Origin of the sequence: Micromonospora narathiwatensis (assembly GCF_900089605.1) — a bacterium.
GTDB lineage: Bacteria > Actinomycetota > Actinomycetes > Mycobacteriales > Micromonosporaceae > Micromonospora > Micromonospora narathiwatensis.
This window is the reverse complement of sequence record NZ_LT594324.1, coordinates 2,154,369-2,174,433: the sequence shown is the minus strand read 5'-3', so window position 1 is coordinate 2,174,433 and position 20,065 is coordinate 2,154,369. Positions and strand designations below refer to the sequence as shown.

19 protein-coding genes are annotated in these 20,065 nt (G+C 72.1%); 12 read left to right on the top strand and 7 right to left on the bottom strand.

The window, feature by feature from the left end:
- Positions 1 to 5: 5 nt before the first annotated feature.
- The 4 genes from GA0070621_RS09495 to GA0070621_RS09480 are packed head-to-tail and all read right to left on the bottom strand — an operon-like array spanning position 6 to position 6,168.
- Positions 6 to 1,760, bottom strand: coding sequence for a beta-ketoacyl synthase N-terminal-like domain-containing protein (locus tag GA0070621_RS09495; protein WP_091193514.1), 1,755 nt, complete (start codon positions 1,758 to 1,760; stop codon positions 6 to 8).
- Positions 1,757 to 3,688 (bottom strand): non-ribosomal peptide synthetase, encoded by a 1,932-nt coding sequence (locus GA0070621_RS09490; protein ID WP_091193511.1) that lies wholly within the window; start codon positions 3,686 to 3,688, stop codon positions 1,757 to 1,759. The genes GA0070621_RS09495 and GA0070621_RS09490 overlap by 4 nt, the downstream gene beginning before the upstream one ends.
- Positions 3,685 to 5,037: a DUF6002 family protein gene (locus GA0070621_RS09485; RefSeq protein WP_167666743.1), complete on the bottom strand. Its 1,353-nt coding sequence runs from the start codon at positions 5,035 to 5,037 to the stop codon at positions 3,685 to 3,687. The genes GA0070621_RS09490 and GA0070621_RS09485 overlap by 4 nt, the downstream gene beginning before the upstream one ends.
- A 33-nt stretch (positions 5,038 to 5,070) precedes the next feature.
- Positions 5,071 to 6,168: a hypothetical protein gene (locus GA0070621_RS09480; RefSeq protein ID WP_091193505.1), complete on the bottom strand. Its 1,098-nt coding sequence runs from the start codon at positions 6,166 to 6,168 to the stop codon at positions 5,071 to 5,073.
- A gap of 570 nt (positions 6,169 to 6,738) precedes the next feature.
- Between GA0070621_RS09480 and GA0070621_RS09475 the strand changes: the two genes are divergently transcribed.
- Genes GA0070621_RS09475 through GA0070621_RS09465 form a run of 3 tightly spaced genes read left to right on the top strand, consistent with a single transcriptional unit; the run spans position 6,739 to position 8,121 of the window.
- Positions 6,739 to 7,266 carry a hypothetical protein gene (locus tag GA0070621_RS09475; protein WP_091193502.1) on the top strand — a complete coding sequence of 176 codons (528 nt, stop codon included), beginning with the start codon at positions 6,739 to 6,741 and terminating at the stop codon, positions 7,264 to 7,266.
- Positions 7,263 to 7,838 (top strand): thiamine pyrophosphate-dependent enzyme, encoded by a 576-nt coding sequence (locus GA0070621_RS09470; RefSeq protein ID WP_157739913.1) that lies wholly within the window; start codon positions 7,263 to 7,265, stop codon positions 7,836 to 7,838. The genes GA0070621_RS09475 and GA0070621_RS09470 overlap by 4 nt, the downstream gene beginning before the upstream one ends.
- 37 nt (positions 7,839 to 7,875) lie before the next feature.
- Positions 7,876 to 8,121, top strand: a complete 246-nt coding sequence (locus tag GA0070621_RS09465) for a hypothetical protein (RefSeq protein WP_091193495.1) — start codon at positions 7,876 to 7,878, stop codon at positions 8,119 to 8,121.
- A gap of 42 nt (positions 8,122 to 8,163) precedes the next feature.
- On the opposite strand, the gene GA0070621_RS09460 is transcribed toward GA0070621_RS09465, so the two are convergent.
- Positions 8,164 to 8,748 (bottom strand): PT domain-containing protein, encoded by a 585-nt coding sequence (locus GA0070621_RS09460; RefSeq protein WP_157739912.1) that lies wholly within the window; start codon positions 8,746 to 8,748, stop codon positions 8,164 to 8,166.
- A gap of 194 nt (positions 8,749 to 8,942) precedes the next feature.
- On the opposite strand from GA0070621_RS09460, the gene GA0070621_RS09455 reads away from it, so the two are divergent.
- The 8 genes from GA0070621_RS09455 (at position 8,943) to GA0070621_RS09420 (ending at position 17,217) form a co-directional block, all read left to right on the top strand.
- A complete protein-coding gene (locus GA0070621_RS09455; RefSeq protein ID WP_091193493.1) occupies positions 8,943 to 10,229 on the top strand; it encodes an efflux RND transporter periplasmic adaptor subunit in 1,287 nt (428 codons plus the stop codon).
- A 115-nt stretch (positions 10,230 to 10,344) separates the two neighbouring features.
- A complete protein-coding gene (locus GA0070621_RS09450) occupies positions 10,345 to 11,052 on the top strand; it encodes a response regulator transcription factor (protein WP_091193491.1) in 708 nt (235 codons plus the stop codon).
- Entirely contained in the window at positions 11,049 to 12,737 is a 1,689-nt protein-coding gene (locus GA0070621_RS09445) for a sensor histidine kinase (protein WP_091193488.1), read from the top strand. The genes GA0070621_RS09450 and GA0070621_RS09445 overlap by 4 nt, the downstream gene beginning before the upstream one ends.
- Before the next feature lie 46 nt (positions 12,738 to 12,783).
- Positions 12,784 to 14,025, top strand: a complete 1,242-nt coding sequence (locus GA0070621_RS09440; protein WP_091193485.1) for an efflux RND transporter periplasmic adaptor subunit — start codon at positions 12,784 to 12,786, stop codon at positions 14,023 to 14,025.
- Entirely contained in the window at positions 14,025 to 14,765 is a 741-nt protein-coding gene (locus GA0070621_RS09435) for an ABC transporter ATP-binding protein (RefSeq protein ID WP_091193482.1), read from the top strand. Before GA0070621_RS09440 ends, GA0070621_RS09435 begins: the two co-directional genes overlap by 1 nt.
- Positions 14,762 to 15,955 (top strand): ABC transporter permease, encoded by a 1,194-nt coding sequence (locus GA0070621_RS09430; protein WP_091193479.1) that lies wholly within the window; start codon positions 14,762 to 14,764, stop codon positions 15,953 to 15,955. Before GA0070621_RS09435 ends, GA0070621_RS09430 begins: the two co-directional genes overlap by 4 nt.
- A gap of 22 nt (positions 15,956 to 15,977) precedes the next feature.
- Positions 15,978 to 16,535, top strand: coding sequence for a DUF5666 domain-containing protein (locus GA0070621_RS09425; RefSeq protein ID WP_091193476.1), 558 nt, complete (start codon positions 15,978 to 15,980; stop codon positions 16,533 to 16,535).
- Positions 16,536 to 16,677: 142 nt separating this feature from the next.
- Positions 16,678 to 17,217, top strand: a complete 540-nt coding sequence (locus GA0070621_RS09420) for a ferritin-like domain-containing protein (RefSeq protein ID WP_091193474.1) — start codon at positions 16,678 to 16,680, stop codon at positions 17,215 to 17,217.
- Between the two features lie 86 nt (positions 17,218 to 17,303).
- Here GA0070621_RS09420 and GA0070621_RS09415 read toward each other — a convergent pair whose 3' ends face one another.
- Positions 17,304 to 17,564: a hypothetical protein gene (locus GA0070621_RS09415; protein ID WP_091193471.1), complete on the bottom strand. Its 261-nt coding sequence runs from the start codon at positions 17,562 to 17,564 to the stop codon at positions 17,304 to 17,306.
- Entirely contained in the window at positions 17,561 to 18,727 is a 1,167-nt protein-coding gene (locus GA0070621_RS09410) for an acyltransferase family protein (protein ID WP_091193467.1), read from the bottom strand. Before GA0070621_RS09410 ends, GA0070621_RS09415 begins: the two co-directional genes overlap by 4 nt.
- A gap of 330 nt (positions 18,728 to 19,057) precedes the next feature.
- Between GA0070621_RS09410 and GA0070621_RS09405 the strand changes: the two genes are divergently transcribed.
- On the top strand, positions 19,058 to 20,053 hold the full coding sequence (locus GA0070621_RS09405; protein ID WP_091193464.1) for a LacI family DNA-binding transcriptional regulator: 996 nt from the start codon (positions 19,058 to 19,060) through the stop codon (positions 20,051 to 20,053).
- The last annotated feature ends 12 nt before the right edge of the window (positions 20,054 to 20,065 follow it).

Sequence of the window (20,065 nt, the reverse complement as noted above, 5' to 3'; positions counted from 1 at the left end):
CCGCACTACCGCCCCCCGGCCAGTTGCGGAGTGCCCACTCGGTCGATCCAGTGCCGCCGGCGCTGGAACGGGTAGCCCGGCAGCGGCACCCGCCGGCCGGCTCCCCCGGGGAGGTCGCCGCCGGCACGCCACCCGGCGGCCCGGTCACGGAACTCCCCCGGCGCCTCGGCCGGCGGGGACGGGGCACGTCCGTCGGCGACGGCCCGCAGCGCCCCCACCGCCTGCGCGACGTCCCGGGCGACGACCGCCTCGCGGTGGGGCAGCCGCCGCCGGCCGACAGCGAGCGTGTACGCCACGTCGGTGAGGGACCATGCCGCGTCGGCGTGCGCACCGCCCGGTTCGCCGGCGAGGTGGTCCGCCAGCCGGGCGGCGAGCACCCGCAGCGCCTCGTCGGTGGCGGCGCTGAGCGGCAGCACCGCCCAGTCGGCGTTGGCGTCGTACGCGAGCGGCGTCGGGGCCTGTTCGACGAGTACGTGCGCGTTGGTGCCGCCGAGCCCGAACGAGCTGACCCCGGCACGGCGGGCACCCGTCCAGGGCCGCGTGTCGGTGGTGACGACGAACGGGCCGCCCGCGAGGTCGACGTCGCGATGGGCCCGGGTGAAGTGCAGGGTTCCCGGGATCACGCCGTGGTGCACCGCGAGAACGGTCTTGATCAGGCCGGCTACGCCGGCAGCCGCGTCGAGGTTGCCCACGTTCGACTTCAGTGAGCCGAGCGCGCAGAAGCCGCGTCGGGCCGTACCGGTCCGGAACGCCCGGGTCAGCGCGTCGATCTCGATCGCGTCGCCGACCGCGGTGCCGCTGCCGTGGCCCTCGACGTAGCCGAGATCGTCCGGGTGCCAGTCGGCCGCGGCGAGCGCCTCGGCGACCACCGCGCTCTGGCCGACCACCCCGGGTACGGTGAAGCCGGCGCGATCGGCACCGTCGTTGTTGACCGCCCAGCCGGCGAGTACGGCGTAGACGTGGTCGCCGTCGTCCACGGCGTCAGCGAGCCGCTTGAGGACGACCGCCCCCGCCCCGTTGCCGAAAACCTGCCCGGTGGCGTCCGCGTCGTACGGCCGGCACACGCCGTCGGCCGCGAGCGTCCCACCGGCGCGGTACCGGTAGCCGGTCTGGTGCGTGGAGACCACCGACGCGCCGCCCGCCACCGCCACGTCGCACCGGAAGTCGAGCAGGCTCTGCGCCGCCTGACAGACCGCCACCAGTGAGGAGGAACAGGCGGACTGGATGGCAACCGCCGGCCCGCTCAACCCGAGCGCGTACGCCGCGCGGGTCGGCAGGTAGTCGCTGGAGGCACCGGCCAGGATGTCGTCCCAGTCGTCGCAGAACCCGCCCGCCGGCCCCACGGCGGGGTTGCCGAGCAGGTGGTGACGGAGGTACCGGTTGACACCGCAGCCGGCGAACACCCCGACCTGGGTGGTCGCCTCGACCCGACCGAGGCCGGCGTCCTCCAGGGCCCACCACGTGACCTCGAGGAAGAGCCGATGCTGTGGATCGAGCAGCGCCGCCTCGTCGTCGCGGTAGCCGAACAGCCCGGCGTCGAAATCGGTGAGCCCGTCGAGGTGGCCGAACGCCGGCACGAAGCTCGCGTCGTCGACGACCTCGGCCGGCACACCGGCGGCGAGCGCCTCGGCCCGGGAGAACCGGCGCACCGAGTCGACACCGCTGCGGACGTTGCGCCACAGGGCGGCGGCGTCGACGGCGCCCGGAACCCGGCAGGCCAGGCCGATCACCGCGATACGGTCGTCGTCGTCGCTGATCATCGCCGCTCCCCCGAGCGCGCCTCGCGGCGGCGGCGCATCCGGCCGGCGACCCGGGCCAGACCCGCGTCACCGTCGAGCGCGGCGGCGGGTGCGTCGACCGCTCCGCCGTCGTGGGCGGCGTTCGCCGGCGTGCCGACCGTCCGCAGGTACGCGGCGAGCGCGGCCACCGTCGAGAACTCGAACAGCCGCGCGAGCGGCACCCGGTGGCCGAGGCCCGTTTCGAGCCGCTCCTGGACGAGCGCCAGCAGCAGGGAGTGCCCGCCCAGCTCGGTGAAGCTGGCGTCGCGGTCGACGTGGGCCAGGCCCAGCACATCGGCCCAGATCGCGGCCACCGCGCGTTCGACCGGGTCGACCGCCGCCCCCTCCGCCGAGGACACCGGGGGCGCGGGCAACGCGGCGACGTCGAGCTTGCCGGTCATCCCCATCGGAAGCGCGTCGACCAGCACCACGGCGCGGGGCACCATGAAGTCGGGCAGGCTCGCGGCCAGTGCCGCCCGGAGGACGGCGGGGTCGAGGTGGTGCTGTGCGGCGGCGTCCCGGCCGGCGGGCGGCTCGGCGCGTGCGGGTACGACGTACCCGATGATCTCCTTCTCCGTGCTGTCGGCGCCCCCGCTGCGGGGTCGGGCCACGACGGCGGCCTGGCCGACCCCCGGCAGCGCCGCGAGCTGCACCTCGATCTCGCCCAGCTCGACGCGGTAGCCGCGGATCTTTACCAGGCGGTCGGCGCGGCCCAGGAACTCCAGGCGACCGTCCGGCAGCCGCCGGGCGATGTCACCGGTCCGGTACGTGCGGACGCCGTCACGCTCACCGAAACGCTGCGCGGTCAGCTCGGGCTGCCGCCAGTAGCCGAGCGCCACGTGCGGGCAGCGCACCACCACCTCGCCGGTGTCGCCCGCCGCGCCGGTCTCGTCGATCAACAACACCTCGATGCCGTTCAACGGGTGGCCGATCGGCACGACCGTACGGTCGAGCGTGGCGTCGGCGGGCAGGTGGTACTGCGCCGCGAAGCTGATCTCGGTGGTGCCATAGCCGTTGACGAACACGGTGTCCGGCGTGAAGTGACGCCGGGCCAGTTCCACGTCGTGGCGAGTGACCTCCTCGCCGCCGAGGAGCACCGCGCGGATGTCGGGCAGCGTGCCGGTCGGTCCGAGGCTGGCGCACAGGTAGCGGTAGACGGTCGGGGTGGAGTGGTAGACGGTGACGCGGTGCCGGGCCAGGGCACGCGCCAGGTGACCGAGCCCGTGCGTACGGATGTCGACCGGTACCGCGGCGGCGCCCGACAGGATGGCGCCGAACGTGTCGGTGACCGCCATGTCGTAGCCGAAGGACGTCAGCACGCTGGTCCGGTCGTCCGGCGTGATCGCGAAGTTGCGCACGTGGTTGGCGATCCCGAAGAGCACGTTACGGTGGCTCTGCACGACGCCCTTCGGCGCCCCGGTCGACCCCGAGGTGTACAGCACGTAGGCCGGATCGTCCGGTGCGGCGGGACTGGCGAGCGCGGCGAGCACCGCGTCGAGATCCGGGGCGGCACCGGGGCCGGTGACCTCGACCACCCGCGGCCCGGGCCGGTCCACCAGCCGCACCAACCGCTCGGCCCGCTCGGCGTGGGCGGCGTCGACGAGCAGCACGTCGGCGGCGCTGTCGGCGAGGATGTGCGCCAGCCGGCGGTCCGGGAAGGTCGGCTCGAGCGGCACGTACGCCCGGCCGGTCACCAGCGCCGCCAGCAGTGCGGTGACGGTGGTGACACCGTGCCGGCACAGCAACGCGACCTGTCCCGCGCGGGCGGGCCCGATGGTGGCCGCGGTCGCCGCGACGGCCGCGGCGAGCTGCCGGTACGTCACCGCGACGTCCTCGGCCAGCACCGCGGGCCGGTCCGGATGCTGGCGTACCTGCGCGGCGAAGGCCGCCGGAATCGTGTCGCCCGTCATGGTTTGGCCCACACCGCCGCGGCGACGTCGTCGACCGTGGACACCTCGGCGTCCGCCTCGGCCGGGACGAAGTCACTCCCGCCGTAGCAGCCGCTGCCGTGCAGGACGATCTCGTGCCCTGCCGGGACCAACCCCCGGTCGATGGCGTTGAGCACGCCGGTCAGTCCCATGACGATCGACCACTCCCGCAGCTCGTCCGGATCCGTCGGGAGCATCGGGCGGTCGCCGTCGAACCAGTCCCGCAGCATCGGGTAGCGCTCCAGGCACTCGCGCCGCGACACGACGATCCCGTCGCCGCCGAACCGCCGGATCAGCTCGTTCATCGCCGGCGAGGTGGCCGGCTCGTGGGTGTAGAAGGTCGGGTCGAGCACCTCGGCCGGGTCGTCGGTCACGGCCGGGAACCGGGGGTCGGCGTCCTGCACCGTCACACCGCGCACCGGATCGAGCCGGTACGCCGGCATCTTCGCCCGCGAGAAACCGCCGTACCGCAGATTGAGCACCATGTCGGGGGTGCCCAGGTGCTGCACGAGGAGGAAGCCCGGACGATCGGTGCTCCGCGCCCGGCCGGCCGCCTCGAGCACGTCCCGGCCCAGGTTGTAGCCGAGCAGGCCGTACGCGCTGGACACCGAGTGGGCGTGCCATCGGGGTCGCTCCGCCGACGGGGGCGAGACGTCCGCCTCGAAGGCGGCACGGGCGGCGTCGGCGACGAGGTAGTTGCGCAGGTCCAGCGAGTACCAGAGATTCACCCCGTGCCGGTCGTACGCCTCCGCGGCGTACTTGTCCACGAAGGCACGCCCTAGTGCCTTGACGTCCTCCGGGGCGCCGCCGACGTAGCGCAGCAGCGGGTTCGCCGCCCGCAACGCCGGGTCACCGGCGAGCCGGTCCTGACGGAACTTGTGACGCGTGGCGGCCGGGGCGAGCACGACGACGGAAAGCTGATCGGGCTCGACCAGCCCGGCCTCGATGGCCCGGCCGACCGCGTCGCGCAGCGCGATGCCCTTGTTCGCCGACGTGGGGGTGAAGATCCTGATCGCCTCACCGGTACGCCGGATGTGCTCGACCGCTCGCGCCACCATCACCAGGGAGGCGAACGTCTTCGTCGTCCGGGTGCCCGGGTTGCCGGTGAGATCGAGGAACTGGATCGGGTGGCCGCCGTACTCGCCCAGCCGCCGCCAGCCGGCGGTCGCCGCCGCGAAGAAGTCCCGGACGTTGTCGGTGAGCGCCGGCAGGTCGAACGCGGGCGCGAAGCTCGGCGTACCGGACGCACCCGTGGGTGGCGGCGCGCACCGGGCGACGGCGGCGGGGATCAGGTCGTAGTAGTCACTGATGAGGTTACGACTGGTCGTCATTGACACTGTCGAGTCCATCTACGCTCATGCTCCTTAGGTTGTGCCTGTCCCGACGGCCACGACCGGGGCCGCCGGCGCGAGTCGCAGCCGTCGTCGCAGCTCGGTCAGCCGCTCGATCACCTCGTCGAGGGCGGCGACAGGCCACCCCGCCGCCAGTTCAGGCAGGTACGGCGCGAGCGCGTGGGTCGCGCGCGGCGAATAGCCGACCCGTCCGTCGACCACCTCCACGCCGTCGTCGCGGCCGACCCGCAGGTTCCACGCGACCGCGTCGGCACGGGTGACCGCCGGCGGGAGGCGCAACGTGACGGACCCGTCGGCCACGGTGACCGGGTATCCGCCGGGAAGCCCGAGCGGTCCGGGGAGGCTGGTGTGGAACTCGGTGCCGGCGACGAGGGCGAGCAGCAGTCGGGCGGCGGCGTGCCCGGCGATGGCGTTGAGTTCGCGCCGGTCCAGGGCGCGCGCGGCACTCAGCAGGCCGGTCACGTCGGGCAGTTGGCGCCCCTCGTGCCAGGCCAGCACCTCGTCTTCCGGGCGGCCGGGCTCGGACAGGTGGACGTGGTGGCCGAGCACGGCCAGGTCATCCTGGTCGGCCAGGCCGAGGGCGGCCTGGAGGCAGGCGGCGAGGGTCGACACGTTGCCGATGCCGCAGGTGACCGGGGCCTTGAGGGCGGCCAGGAGCGGGTTCACCACATCGGGAAAGCAGCCGTTGACGACCAGCGTCCGAGGGCTGGCCTGTGCGACGGCACGAGCGAGCCGGGCGATCAGGGCGGCCTGCAGGGGCAGGGTGACGCCGAAGCCCGCACCCGCGATCAGGCTGGTCCACGCCGACGGCGCGGTGGTCCTCTCGTACGGGGACTGCGCCGACGCGCAGCAGACCAGCACGCCGGGTTGAAGTCGCGCCAGCGCCTCGACCTCGTCGCGCGGTGACTCGGCCGCGAACGTGGCGCCGCCACCGGTCACCGCGGCGCGGATCTGGCAGATACGGGCGATGTCGCTCGCGGCGCCACCCCGCGCGAGCACGGTGACCCGGATCGGTGCCGCCGGTGCCGGTGCAGAGAGTGCCGCCAACGAGTAGCACACGGAGCGGGCCAGTGCACCACTGCCGACGACCGCGATGTGCGGATCGATCATCGAGGCGATGATGAGGAGGCCACCACGTGCGACCCGTCACCGAGCACCAACGCGCGAAAGAATGGCATAGCCAATGCGGCCTCCCCCACAGCCCAACCGGCGCACCTGCCGAACGCAGGCCGCCGAAACGGCCACGAAAAGGGGCAACGTCCCTAGTGGAGGCCGTTGGGTGGTGATGATGCCACGAAATTCCCACGCCTGGTAGCCCATTGCTGTCACATGCAAGGCGATAGCCGAGATCCGCCCAGACGCCACTTTGCGCTACAAATTGATATATTTAAGTGGCCTACCCGCCCCTCACCCGCCCCCACCAGGCGAATCCACGACAATCTTTTAATTTAAATATTTATTGCTAGCGATAGGCTCCCCCGCGCCCGGTCGGGTCCGGCCGCGACAGGTCCGTCCGGCAGCACATCGACGTCTTCCCCTGGCCACCCAATCGGTAAGGATCGCGATAGGGTGCCGACACGGCGGGCCGGCGCGACGCGTCCGATCGCCCGCCCGGACGAAGACTCCGCAGCTCCCAGTACCAGCAAAAGGCCACGAGCCGGGCCTGGATTGGATCGCCAGATGACGTTGGAAGTGACAGCCCGCAACGGTCTCCAGGTGGCGGACGCGGTCGCGACGAGCCTGGCGCGGCGCGCTTCCGGGCCCTTCTACTTCACGCCGGACGGCCTGCAGGCACCGCTGCTCGAACGACTCGCCGAGCTCGTCCCCGCACAGAACGTCGTTCGTGAGGACACCGCGGTGGCGATGGCGGCCGGAGCATGCCTTGCCGGGCGTACGCCGGTGGTGCTGATGCAGAACTCCGGCCTCGGGCAGAGCGTCAACGCCCTCGCCTCCCTGGTGCTGCCGTACCGGCTCGCAATGTTGCTCGTGGTCGGGATGCGGGGGACGGATCTCGACACCACCGAGGAGAATCTGGTCATGGGAGCCATTACCGAAGGGCTGCTGACCGCGATGGGGATTCCGGCGCACCGATGTGGTGAATCGGATCCGGAAGGCGATGTGCGGACGGCACTCGCCGACGTCGACGCGGGACGAACCGCCGCCCTGTTGATTGAGCCTGGCCTGTTCGGATGGGGTGCCTCCAATTGACGTCCAAGAGGCAGGCGATCGCGGCAATCCTCAATGCCGCCGGGTCCACCCCGGTGATCTGCACAACCGGATACACCTCCCGCATCGCGCAGAGTCTGGGCCATCGTCCCCACAACTTCTACATGACCGGATCGATGGGGCTGGCGGCAGCGCTCGGCGCCGGAGTCGCGTCGGCCACCGCACGCCCGGTCATCGTCATCGACGGGGACGGGAGTGTTCTCATGAACACCTCGGCGCTGTGCACCATCGGCTCCATGCCGGCGCTGCCCCTCACGCACATCGTCCTCGACGACGGCCGGTACGCGTCGACGGGCGGACAACCGACCTACTCCGAGCGCCACGACCTCACGGGCATCGCGTCGGCGGCGGGCTATCCGTACGTCATGTCGACCGCCGAGCCGACCGAGCTCACGGCGACGGTCGCGCGACGTGCGACGGGGCAGGCGGGTCCGCTGTTCCTGCACTGCCGATTGTCGACGTCGGCGGAGGACCCGGGACCGCGGGTCGCGGAGGCGCTGCACGAGCATGCGGCCGGGTTCCGGCGGGCGGTGCTCGGCCAGGCGACCGAATGACCTCCACCGGTCCGGCCGGCTGACGCCACCACGGCGCATGGAGAACCTACGCTTCCGGCTGCTGCGCCCGTTGGAGGTATGGGATCGCGACGGTCCGGTCGATCTCGGTGGCCTGGGCCAACAACTCCTCCTCGCGGTGCTGCTGCTGAACGCCAACCAGGTCGTCACCATTCAGCGCCTGGTGGACGCCCTCTGGGGCCTGCCGATCCACTGGGTGATCGCGCTGGCCGGCGCGGGCGGTGTTCTCGCGGCCCTCGCTCTGGCCAGGCACCTCGCCCGCTGATCCCCGCCGGGCCCGGTCGCTCTGCGGGCCTTTCGCTGGGCCTCAGTTCGTCGGTGCCGGGCTGACCGCCGCACAGGCCAGGAGCGCCTCCTTCGTCTTCGCGTCGGACGGGTCGAGATGGTCCAGATCGACACCGCGCCCGCTGAGGCAGGTGCGGTAGGCCGTACCACGCCCGTCGCCCGGCGCGGCCGAGCCGCCGGGCCCGCCCCACCCCCCGGGCCCTCCGGTCGGCCGCACCGAGGCGCACGCCTCCTGCGCCTTCTGCCAGGTGGCCTCGTCGACATCCGCCGGCCGGCCCATCCCCGGGAACCGGCGTCCCTCGCCACCGGACGGCCGATCCGTCGGGAACCCGGACGGGAACCCGGAGGGCCGAGCGGTCGGGAAGCCGGACGGCCGGGTGGTCGGGAAGCCGGACGGCCGGTCCCCCGGGGAGCGGCCCGGGCCGCCCGAAGGCAGGGTGATGCCGTTGTCGCGAAGGCAGTTCTGGTACGCGGCGAAGGGGTTGTCCCCTTCGGCACCGGTCGCCGCGGTGGTGGGGGTGCTGTCCCCGCCGCACGCGGTCAGCAGCGCCGACGCGGCGGCGGTCAGGACGGCCGCCAGTAGGCGGCTCCTTCCAGTCTTCGACACAGAGACTCCTCAGCCGTTTCCGGAACCCGCTCAGGTAACCGGCCACAGCTCCGGGCCGCCTCGGACCGGACTGGGAGTTGCCTCGGAGCCTTGCCGGCGACGCCGAGCCGAGCCGCCGGCAGGGCCGCTGCTTTGAGGCAACTCCCAGCGGGAACCGAGCCGCTGGAGAGGAGCGGTCGGCAGACTGACCCGTCATGAAAGACGGCCAGACCCGACTGTGGCGTACCCGACGGGTTCGCTGGGGCGCCGCCATCGCCGGGGCCACGCTCGTGCTCGGCGCCGCCGGGGCCTGGGCGTTCACCGGGGACGACGGCGAGGTACCGACCCGGCGGGCCACCGTGGCGGTCGACCGGGGGCCGGTCGAGATCGAGGTCGCCACGACCGGCACGGTCCAGCCGGCGACCACCCGGGCGCTGAGCTTCACCGTTTCCGGCACGGTGGCGAGCGTCGCCGTTCGGCCCGGCACCGTGGTGCGGGCCGGGCAGAGGCTCGCCACCCTCTCCGACGAGGACGTCGCAACGGCGGCCGACGCGGTCGGCCGTGCCGAGCAGGATCTGGCGGACGCCCGGAACGCGCTGACCAAGGCACGCGAGTCGACCGACGCCGCGTCGAGCTGCGCGACCGCAGCCGTCCGGCCCGTCGCGTGGACGTCGCCGCAACCCACCGAGACGGCGAGTCCGACTCCCTCGGCGCCATCGGGTTCCGCGACACCGACCACATCCCCGAGCGGCGCGCCGCCCGCCTCCCCCACCCGCACTGTCCCCACCCACCCCGCTCCCACCCGCCCCGCCCCCGCTCGGACCGGGGCCGAGCAGCCCGGTGCGCCGCCCGCACCCGGCGGAACCGCCTGTCCCGGCGGATCCCAGGGCGGCGGTGACCGCATCCTCGACGCGCAACGCCGGGTCAACCAGGCCGAGGCGGCGGTCGCGGAGGCGGAGAGCACGCGGTCCGGTGCCACCATCACCGCGCCGATCCGGGGCACCGTCCTGGCCGTCGCGGGAAAGGTGGGCGGCACGGTCGGCCGAGGCGCCACCTTCATCACCCTGGCGGACACCTTCGGCATGCAGGTCGAGGCGAAGTTCCCCGAGGCGGACGCGGCGGCCATCGCCGTCGGGCAGTCGGCCACGGTACGCCTCGCCGACCGAGCCGGCCAGACGTTCCCGGCGACCGTCGTGCAGGTGGACCCGGCCGGCACCGCCGACGGCAGGATGGTCCGCTACGGCGCGGTGCTCTCGTTCGCCGACGCCCCGGAGAGCCTGCTGATCGGGCAGACCGCGGCGGTGACGGTGCGTACCGGGTCGGTCCCCGACGCGCTGCGCGTGCCGTCCACCGCGGTGCACGATGTGACGGACGACCGCGGCACCGTACGGGTCGACGCCACCGGAGAGTCGCGCACAGTCACCATCGGCCTACGCGGTGACCAGTACACCGAGGTCACCGACGGGCTGACCGCCGGTGACCTCGTCCTCCGGTCGTGGTGACAGCTCGGGCACAGGTTCCACACAGGTCGCTCCGAGGCAGGCCCGGTAGGCAGATCCGGTGCAAACCGACATCCTCCGACCGCCCGGGGACGGCCCGGCTCCAGCTCTCGACGGCATGACCGGCACCGCCCGGGTGCTGGTGGTGGACGACGAGGCCAACATCTCCACGTTGCTGGCCGCCGCGCTGCGCCTGGTCTCGTATGACACCCGGGTGGCCGCCACCGGCCGAGCGGCACTGACCTGCGTCGAGGAGTTCGACCCCCACCTGGTCGTCCTCGACGTGATGCTGCCGGACCTCGACGGATTCGAGGTGGCCCGGCGGCTACGCGCGGCCGGGCAGCCGGTGCCGGTGCTCTTCCTGAGCGCCAGGGACACGGTGGAGGACCGGGTGACCGGGCTGGTCGTCGGCGCGGACGACTATGTCGCCAAGCCGTTCAGCCTCGAAGAGGTGGTGCTGCGGATCCGAGCCATCCTGCGACGCAGCCGACCGGAGTCACCGACGGTGCCGGAGAATTCGACGCTGCGCTACGCCGACCTGGAGCTTGACGACGGCGCGCACCAGGTACGCCGGGCGGGCCAGCCGGTGGACCTGTCGCCGACCGAGTTCCGGCTGCTGCGCTATCTCCTGCTCAACGCCGGCCGGGTGGTGAGCAAGGCACAGATCCTCGACCGGGTGTGGAACTACGACTTCGGCGGTGACGGGCGGATCGTCGAGTCGTACGTGTACTACCTGAGACGCAAGGTCGACCGCCTCGGACCTCCACTCATCCACACGGTTCGCGGCGTGGGGTACACCCTCCGGCTGCCACCCGGGGACGAGTGAACCGCCGGCTGCGGGTGCGCCGGTGGGCACACTGGACCCTGCGCTCCCGGCTCGTGGTCGTGGTCGGTGCGCTCACCACGCTCGCCCTGCTCGGCGCGAACACGGCCGGATTCTTCCTGCTTCGCGGCTATCTGCTGCAACGGATCGACGACCAGTTGACCGCGCAGGCCCGGCCACTACACAGCGGGCCCTGGCCGGGGACGTCGCCCAGGCCGGGCGGTGCCACCCCGCCGGCCGTCGCGGCGTCCGCGAGCCCGCCCGTCGCGGCGGCACCGGAACCCGAGCCCGGTGCCGGACGTGGCGTGCCCGGGCGCTTCGCCCGCCTGGGCCAGGACCAGATGGTCCTGGTCTACCGCGCGGACGGCACCCGGGACACCGAACGCAGCAGCACGCCGACGGCGGCAGCCCCGGATCCGGGCACTCTCGCCGAGGTGACGGCGCGGGCCGCGACCGGCCGGCCGTACACCGTTGCGGGCGGTGACGGCGCTGCCGAGTGGCGGTTGCTGGCCGTGCCGGTCGGGCCGGACGGAGCGATCGTGGTCCTCGGCGTGTCACTGAGCGAGGCGGACCGGACCGCCGACCGGCTGCTGCTCATCGACGTGGCGGTCACCGGCACCGTGCTGCTCGCGCTGGGCCTGCTCGCGGCCTCGGTGGTCCGGCTGGGCCTGAGCCCGCTGACCAGGATGGAGGGCATCGTCGCGGGGATCACCGGGGGCGAGGTCAACCGCCGGGTCGACGGGGCCGACCCGCACACCGAGCCGGGCCGGCTGGGCGCTGCGGTGAACTTGATGCTGGACCGGATCAGTGCCGAGATGACGGCCCGCGCCGCCTCCGAACGGCGACTGCGTCAGTTCGTCGCGGACGCCTCGCACGAACTGCGTACTCCCCTGACCTCGATCCGGGGCTTCGCCGAGTTGTACCGGCGCGGTGGCGCTCCACCGGGGCCGCTGCTCGACGAGACGATGAGCCGCATCGAGGGCGAGGCGGCCCGGATGGGGGTGCTGGTCGAGGACCTGCTCCTGCTCGCCCGGCTGGACCAGCAGCGGATTCCGGCGCTGCGTCCCGTTGACCTGCTGGAGATAGCGGCCGACACCATCCGCGACGCGCACGCCCGGACGCCGGAGCGGCGCGTCCGGCTGACCACCCTGGCCGACCGCGACGACTCGTTCGAGCCGCCGAGCGTGCTCGGTGACGAGCACCGGCTCCGTCAGGTCGCGGCGAACCTGGTCGGCAACGCGCTCCAGCACACCGGGCCGGACGTGCAGGTCACCGTCCGAGTCGGGCGGCTGCCCGCACCACCGGCCGACCCGGCCGTCCGATCCGCCCCACTGCCCGCGACGACCGGCGACGGGCTCGCGGTGATCGAGGTGCACGACGACGGGCCGGGAATACCGGCGGAGCACGCCGGCCGGGTGTTCGAACGGCTCTACCGGGTGGATCCCAGCCGCGGGCGGGGCAACGGCGGCGGCTCCGGCCTGGGACTCTCCATCGCCGCCTCGATCGTGCACGCCCACCTCGGCTGCATCGAGCTGGACACCGCCTCCGGTACGGGAACGACCTTCCGGGTGCTGCTGCCCGCCGCGCCCGACCAGGCCGCCGGGAATCCGGACGCCGCGCTCCTTGCCGTCGACGGTGAGCCGGCCGACCCGCCCGAGTTTCGGACGGCGATTCCGAGCCAGCTCTGAGCTTGCCTGGAACCTCCTCCCAGCCGACCAGTGGAGGCTTTCGGCCATGCGAGTGCGCCTGCCGGCCGTCCTGTACCGGCCCCCCGTGGCGGTGAACACCGCACTGGCTCTGCTGCTGCTCGGCGGCGGCTACTGGGGCTGGTCGTCGGTGGTCGGCGACTCCGCCGCGCAGGCGGAGCCGGGCCGGGCCGCCCGGACGGTCCTGGTGGCGCGGGGGACGGTGACCGCCACGGTCACGGCGGACGGCTCGGTCGAGAGCGCCACCACGGCGAGCGCCAGCTTCGCGACCCCCGGCACGGTCACCGACATTCGCGTACGGGTCGGGCAGCAGGTCAAGAAGGGGCAGCTGCTGGCGACGGTCGATCCGGCCGCCGCTGAGCGAGCGCTCAAGGTTGCCCAGGCGAACCTGGATGCCGCCGAGGGCGCGCTGGACCGGGCCCGCGCCGCCGACAGCGACACCTCGTCCGCCGAGAACGCGGTGACCCAGGCGGAACTCGCGGTCGACGAGGCCAAGGCCACGGTGACCGGGACGAAACTCACCGCGCCGATGGCTGGCACGGTGGTCGCCGTCAACGGCACGGTCGGCAGTTCGTCCGGCGGCTCCGGCGGCGCGTCGTCCGGCAGTTCCGGCGGCCAGCAGGGCGGTGGCGCGTCGAGCACGACCTCCGGGTTCGTGGACCTCGCCGACCTGTCCCACCTCCAGGTCAGCGCGGCGGTCGCGGAGGCGGACGCCACCCGGCTCAAGAGCGGACAGGCGGCCACCGTCACCTGGAACGCGTTGTCCGGCGCCCGGGCCACCGGCAAGGTGGTGGCGATCGACCCCCAGGCCACCACCAGCAACAACGTGGTCACCTACGGTGTGACGATCGGCCTGGACGAGCTGCCCACCGGCGCCAAGCCGGGACAGACGGTCGCGGTCAGCGTGGTCACCGGCACCGCCCAGGACGTGCTGATGGTCAACTCGGCCGCGGTCAGCGGCAACGGCGACCGGCGCAGCGTCACGGTGGTCACCGAGACCGGCCAGGAGAGCCGGCGGGTGCAGGTCGGACTCGCCGGCAACCAGGCGTACGAGATCACCTCCGGACTGGCCGAGGGCGACCGGGTCGTCCTACCGGAGAGCACCGGGACCGGCAGCAACGGCGGCGGCCTTCGGGGCGGCGCGGGATTCCCCGGCGGTGGCGGTTTCCCCGGCGGTGGCGGTTTCCCCGGCGGTGGCGGCCTTCCCGGCGGTGGCGGGTTCCCGGGCGCCGGTCAGGGCGGGCGACCGGCCGGAAACGGAGGCGGCTGATGGACCTCCGGGGCGCGCCGCGCCGTCCGGTACTGGACGTCCGCGGGCTGACGAAGGTGTACGGCGAAAGGGACGCGGCGGTGCACGCGCTGCGCGGCGTCAACCTCTCGGTCGAGGCGGGCGACTACGTGGCGATCATGGGATCGTCAGGTTCCGGCAAGTCCACCCTGATGAACATCCTCGGCTGTCTCGACGTGCCGTCGGGCGGACGCTACCTGCTCGACGGGGTCGACGTGAGCAGCCTCGCCGACCGGCAACTCGCGCTGGTACGCAACCGGCTGATCGGCTTCGTGTTCCAGGCGTTCAACCTCATTCCCCGTACCAGCGCGCTGGCCAACGTGGAACTTCCGCTGGCGTACGCCGGTGTCCGGGCGACGCAGCGCCGGCGTCGGGCGATGGCCGCGCTGGACGCCGTCGGCCTCGCCGAGCGGGCCGACCACCACCCCAACCAGCTCTCCGGCGGGCAGCAGCAACGGGTCGCCGTCGCCCGGGCGCTGGTCACCGAGCCGGCTCTGCTGCTGGCCGACGAGCCCACCGGCAACCTCGACAGCCACTCCACAGAGGACATCCTGGCCATCCTCGACCAGCTCAACGCCGCCGGACGGACGATCGTGCTGATTACCCACGAGACGGAGGTCGGCGCCCGGGCGCGTCGTCTGGTACGGCTCTTCGACGGTCAGGTCCGCGCCGACGACCGGCAGGACGCGCTGGGCCGGCACGCGGTGGGGGTGCCGCGGTGACGCTGGCCGAGACCCTCCGCTTCGCCCTCCGCGGGATAGCCGCCAACAAGCTGCGCTCGGCGCTGACGATGCTCGGCATCCTGATCGGCGTCGCCGCGGTCATCCTGCTGGTCGCGGTGGGCAACGGGTCAGCTCAGGCGATCACGAGCCGGATCGAGGCGCTGGGCACCAACACCCTCACGGTGACCGGCACCAACCGGGGTACGGGCACCGGTGGGCTCACCCTGGACGTGGCCGACGCGCTGACCGACCCGGTGCTCGCCCCCGACGTACGATCGGTCTCCCCGCTGGTCACCACCTCAGCCACCGTCACCTACCAAGGCGCGGAGCACGAGGTCGGCCAGTTCGTCGGCACCCGCCCGAGCTGGTTCGACGCCTCGAACTCGCCGGTCGCCAGCGGCACGGCATTCAGCGTCGACGACGAGGCCCAGGGCCGCCGGGTGGTGGTCCTCGGGCGTACCGTCGTCGAGGAACTCTTCTCCGGCGTCGACCCGATCGGCCAGCAGGTCACCGTAGGCGGCGCGCTGTTCACCGTGGTCGGCGTACTGGCGCCGAAGTCCTCGACCGGATTCCAGGACGCCAACGACACGGTGATCGCGCCGTTGCGCGCGGTACGCGAGGTGCTGACCGGTTACGGCACGCTCAGCTCGATCCTGGTCGAGGCGAAGAACCCGGAGCAGGTGGAAGCGGTCCAGGCGGAGATCACCACGGTGCTCGCCCAACGCCTGCCGAGCACCGGCACCGGCAGCGCGCCGTACCGGATCCAGAACGCCGCGCAGCTGCTCCAGACGCAGACCGAGACCGCCGAGACCTTCACGGTCCTGCTCGGCGCGGTCGCCGCGATCAGCCTGCTCGTCGGCGGCATCGGCATCACCAACATCATGCTCGTCACGGTCACCGAGCGGACCCGGGAGATCGGCATCCGCAAGGCGCTGGGCGCCCGACGGCGGACCGTACTGATCCAGTTCCTGACGGAGGCGACCCTGCTCAGCCTGATCGGCGGGGCGTTGGGGGTGGCCGCCGCGCTGATCGGGTCCCGGTTCGCCATCGTGGGCGTACGGCCGGTGATCGTGCCCAGCTCCGTCGTGCTGGCCCTCGGCGTGTCGGTCGCGATCGGGCTCTTCTTCGGTGGTCTGCCGGCGGCCCGGGCGGCCCGGCTGCGCCCCATCGACGCCCTGCGTTACGAGTAGCCCATCCGACAGAGGCGAGGACATGGACACCACCGACACCGTCATCTTCGAACGGGTGGGAGACCCGGCACCGGGGTCGCCGATCGGGCCGGCGGAGCCCGACCGGGATCTCTCCGCCGCGGTCGCGGCCGCCGCGCCGCGCCGCTGGTGGAACCGGGGCACCATTGTGCTGGCCGGACTGCTGCTGGTGATGGTCGGCTTCCTGACCGGAACGCAGGTGCAGCAGCGTTGGGGGGACACGCCGGCGACGGGGATCGGCCGCACGGGGGGCTTCCCGGGGACGCTGCCCAGCGGGTTCCCCGGCGGAGGCATGGGCCGCGGAGAGCCCGGCAGCGGGTCGGCGCCGACCTCCGACGCGGCGGCCACCACCGGGAAGGTGAAGCTCGTCGACGCCGGTGTGCTGTACCTGGAGACCTCCGACGGCACCGTGGTCACCGTGCGGACCAACGACCGCACCTCCGTGCAGACCAGCCGGAAGAGCGAACTGGCGAAGCTCAAGGCCGGACAGACCGTGAGCGTGCAGGGCGACCGGTCGGCGGACGGCACGGTCACCGCCACCACCGTCACCGCCGCAGGCTGAACCTGCGGCACCCGGCCGCCGCGAAACAACGGCTTCGGCGACAAATCGCTTGGCCGGCCCGTCGGAATGCATAAGTCAGGCGACCCGGGGGTAAACCCGCCCGGCGCGCGCCTGCCCGACGCCACCGGAAGACGGGGACAGCATGCCGAACCAGTTTGCGCTCGATGTGACCAAGATCCGGGACGACGCTCGCCGCCGGATGCAGGAAGGCCCGGTTACCGCGACCTACGGCGGCGACACCAACCCGGTTCTGGACATTCTCAACCAGGTCGTCGCGACCGAGATCGTGTGCTACCTGCGTTACATCCAGAACTCGATCGCCGCTGCCGGCATCGACCGTGCGCAGGTCGCCGCCGAGTTCAAGGAGCACGCCGCGGAGGAATTGCAGCATGGCCTGCGTGCGGCCGAGCGGATCAATCAACTCGGCGGGGTACCCGACTTCGACCCCGGTACGCTCGCTCGGCGCGCCCACACCGAATACTCCGCGCCGGCCGCGACCGATCTGGACACCATGCTGCGGGAGAATCTCGTCGCCGAACGTATCGTCATCTCCTCGTACCAGGAGATCATCCGCTGGCTCGGCGACTCCGACCCGACCACCCGCCGGCTGATGGAGGACATCCTGGAGGAGGAGGAAGAGCACGCCAACGACCTGACGGATCTGCTCGGCGTCCAGGGCTGACCGCCTCCGGTTCGAGTCGCGGACGCTGGCGGACTCGGCCGGCGACGTGGTCGGTGTCTTCCGAATCTCCACCGGCCTGGGCAAGATCACTCGAAGTGTTCCCACAGGCTCGGCCAGTCGCGGTCGGCCGGGCGGCCGGGCGCCTGCTCCAGCAGACCGGCCAGCCAGTGCAGTACGGACGCCCGGCCGATCTGTAGCAATACCGAGGTGGCCGCTGATTCCGGCTGCCTGACCGGTTGGATCTCGCCGTCGAGCCCGAGCCGCGAGACCGCCCTGGTGAACCGCTGGATCGCCGTTGTGAGTTCGGAATCTTCCTCCGCCGGATCGAGCCGGCCCGGCGGACTCATCCGGCGCCCTCGACCACCGGTGGCCGGCTGGCCGTGTGGTCGTTGTTCGGGTGCGCCCAGCGACGCATGACGGGTTGCTCGACGAAGGTGTAGAGCACGCCGGCGACGAACAGCGACAGGAGGAACGCTCCGACCAGGAACAGAATTCCGCCGGGGATCGTGAACTGTCGGGCGTCGTACAGGTATCCGACCCACGTCTGCCCGCTGTACGCCGCGTGCACGGCCACCAGAACCGTGAAGTGCACGAGATAGAAGGCGTAGGTCAACTCACCCGTCCGGACCAGCCACGGGCGGGTCAACAGGCGGGATCGCCCGGCCAGATCAGCCGCCGCGTACGCGGTGACCAGCAGGGCGAGCGGAATCAGGAGGAGCGACTGGTAACCGCCCATCAGCTCGATTTCGAGCGTTGCCACGTACACCCCGATGACGAGCGCCACGGCGACGATCGGGCGGATGCGCGGCCACTGTCCGGTGATCAGGATCCGGGCCATGAGCATGCCGACCAGGAACTCGAATAGCCGGGCGACCGGTGAGGCGTAGAGCAGCCACTGTTGGATCGCGGCCTCCGTGGTGACGCTCTGCGACTGGTACGGCCAGTACTCGTTGACGATGAAGGGCATCGCGATCGCGACGCCGGCGATCAGCGCCGCCGCCCACCACAGGTAACGCTTCGGAATACGGTTGACCAGGGCCAGTGTCAGGGGAAAGGCGAGGTAGAGCAGCAATTCCACCGAGAGCGACCAGGTGGGGATGTTCACCGCGTTCTGCCACAGTGTCGGGTGGGGCAACCAGGACTGCACCAGGAAGAGGCTCGCCAGGGCATCCGTGGTGGCGAGGCGCCCACCGGCGGCCACAATCATGAGCAGGATCGCGGCGTAGACGAGTACGTGGTTGGGGAAGATGCGCAGCAGCCGACGCCGCCAGAACTGCCCGGAGGTGTCCTCTGGGCGGTGCGACCAGACCAGAATGAAGCCACTGAGGACGAAGAAGTAGGAGAGCCCGACCGGAGAGGCGTTACGGGACAGGTGGAACATGGATTGATTGACATCCGGGTCGGCGAATATCTGCAGCACCGCCCCATGGCCGAAGAAGACCAGGCTGGCCGCGATAATTCGCAGACTCGTCAACGATGGCAGGGCCCGCCCGGCCACTTTATTCATCATCGCCTGAACATAGGTTCATGGCCGGTTCCATTCATCTTCGCCGGTGCGCGAACAAGCGTAAGTGGCTGCGGGGAGATCAGGTAATGGCTGATCTTGATTGTTGGTGCGGCCAGGGAGCGCTATTCATCGCGGGTTTTACGGGTCTGGACGCAATAGGGACTTTTCATTTGTGATGCCACTGGTCACGATGGGCGTGAAAGGCCCGCGTCGAGACGGGACAGGGGAACGGTGGCGCAACGCCTACCAGGCCACTTCAGCTGAGAGCGCTCTCGGGCCTATCGTTCGGGACGCCGCGGCAATCAGGCGCCGCGACGGAGAGTGCAGGCCCCCATGAGCAGGCTCAAGCCCACGATCGAGGACGTCGCGCGTGTGGCCGGAGTGTCCCGCGCGACCGCGTCTCGCGCGATCAACAACGCACCCGGCGCGTCCGAGCCGCTGCGCGCCCGGGTCCACGCGGCCGTGGCCAAGCTGGGCTACCAGCCCAACGAGACCGCCAGAGCCCTGGCCTCCGGCCGCCAACGCGCCGTCGACGTCATCGTCGTGACCTACGGTCCCGGCATCCGCTGGCTCAGGGCACACCCGTATTTCAGCCGCGTCCTGGCCGGCATGATGCCCGTCCTCGAAGGCGCCAACGCGCAACTGCGGCTGCACGCCGTCGGCCATGCGGCGGCCACCGAGGCGATCGACGAGATCGCTGCGAACACCACCCTCGGCGCGGTCCTCGCCGACATCACCCCGGCCTTGGCGAACCGGTTCTACAGCCGGTGCCGCCGCACGGTTTCGATGGTGCCCACCGCCTCATCCGTTCCCGCCATGCAAGCCGACAACATCGGCGGCGCGTACGCCGCGGTCAACCACCTGCACCAGCTCGGCCACCGGCGGATCGCCGCCGTACACGGGCCCGCGCTCAACCCCTGTGCCGTCGACCGCCGCACCGGGTACCTGCGAGCCGTCCGGAAACTTGGCCTGACCGAGGTGAGCGCCGACGGCGACTTCCGCCGCGAAGGCGGCTACCACGCCGCCAAAACGCTGATCGAGCAGCACCCCGACATCGACGCGATGTTCGTCGCCTGCGACCTGATGGCCGCCGGAGCCGTACAGGCCGTCACCGCCAGCGGCCGACGCGTCCCCGACGACGTGAGCGTCATCGGCTTCGACGACAGCATCGCCGCCGTGTGCACCAACCCGCCGCTGACCACGATGCGCCTGCCCGTCGAGGACATGGCGGTCGCCGCCACCCGCCTGCTCCTGGAGGGCACCCCGGCACCGGGCCATCGACAGCGCTTCCCGGTCGACCTCGTCGTCCGCGACAGCGTCCGACCCTAGAACCGCGGAGGC

Coding starts and splice junctions, on each gene's coding strand:
- GA0070621_RS09425 (WP_091193476.1), top strand. CDS start 15,978: ATGGACACCACCGACACCGTCATCTTCGAACGGGTGGGAGACCCGGCA.
- GA0070621_RS09410 (WP_091193467.1), bottom strand. CDS start 18,727: ATGATGAATAAAGTGGCCGGGCGGGCCCTGCCATCGTTGACGAGTCTG.
- GA0070621_RS09405 (WP_091193464.1), top strand. CDS start 19,058: ATGAGCAGGCTCAAGCCCACGATCGAGGACGTCGCGCGTGTGGCCGGA.
- GA0070621_RS09415 (WP_091193471.1), bottom strand. CDS start 17,564: ATGAGTCCGCCGGGCCGGCTCGATCCGGCGGAGGAAGATTCCGAACTC.
- GA0070621_RS09435 (WP_091193482.1), top strand. CDS start 14,025: ATGGACCTCCGGGGCGCGCCGCGCCGTCCGGTACTGGACGTCCGCGGG.
- GA0070621_RS09420 (WP_091193474.1), top strand. CDS start 16,678: ATGCCGAACCAGTTTGCGCTCGATGTGACCAAGATCCGGGACGACGCT.
- GA0070621_RS09440 (WP_091193485.1), top strand. CDS start 12,784: ATGCGAGTGCGCCTGCCGGCCGTCCTGTACCGGCCCCCCGTGGCGGTG.
- GA0070621_RS09455 (WP_091193493.1), top strand. CDS start 8,943: ATGAAAGACGGCCAGACCCGACTGTGGCGTACCCGACGGGTTCGCTGG.
- GA0070621_RS09450 (WP_091193491.1), top strand. CDS start 10,345: ATGACCGGCACCGCCCGGGTGCTGGTGGTGGACGACGAGGCCAACATC.
- GA0070621_RS09475 (WP_091193502.1), top strand. CDS start 6,739: ATGACGTTGGAAGTGACAGCCCGCAACGGTCTCCAGGTGGCGGACGCG.
- GA0070621_RS09485 (WP_167666743.1), bottom strand. CDS start 5,037: ATGACGACCAGTCGTAACCTCATCAGTGACTACTACGACCTGATCCCC.
- GA0070621_RS09490 (WP_091193511.1), bottom strand. CDS start 3,688: ATGACGGGCGACACGATTCCGGCGGCCTTCGCCGCGCAGGTACGCCAG.
- GA0070621_RS09495 (WP_091193514.1), bottom strand. CDS start 1,760: ATGATCAGCGACGACGACGACCGTATCGCGGTGATCGGCCTGGCCTGC.
- GA0070621_RS09465 (WP_091193495.1), top strand. CDS start 7,876: ATGGAGAACCTACGCTTCCGGCTGCTGCGCCCGTTGGAGGTATGGGAT.
- GA0070621_RS09480 (WP_091193505.1), bottom strand. CDS start 6,168: ATGATCGATCCGCACATCGCGGTCGTCGGCAGTGGTGCACTGGCCCGC.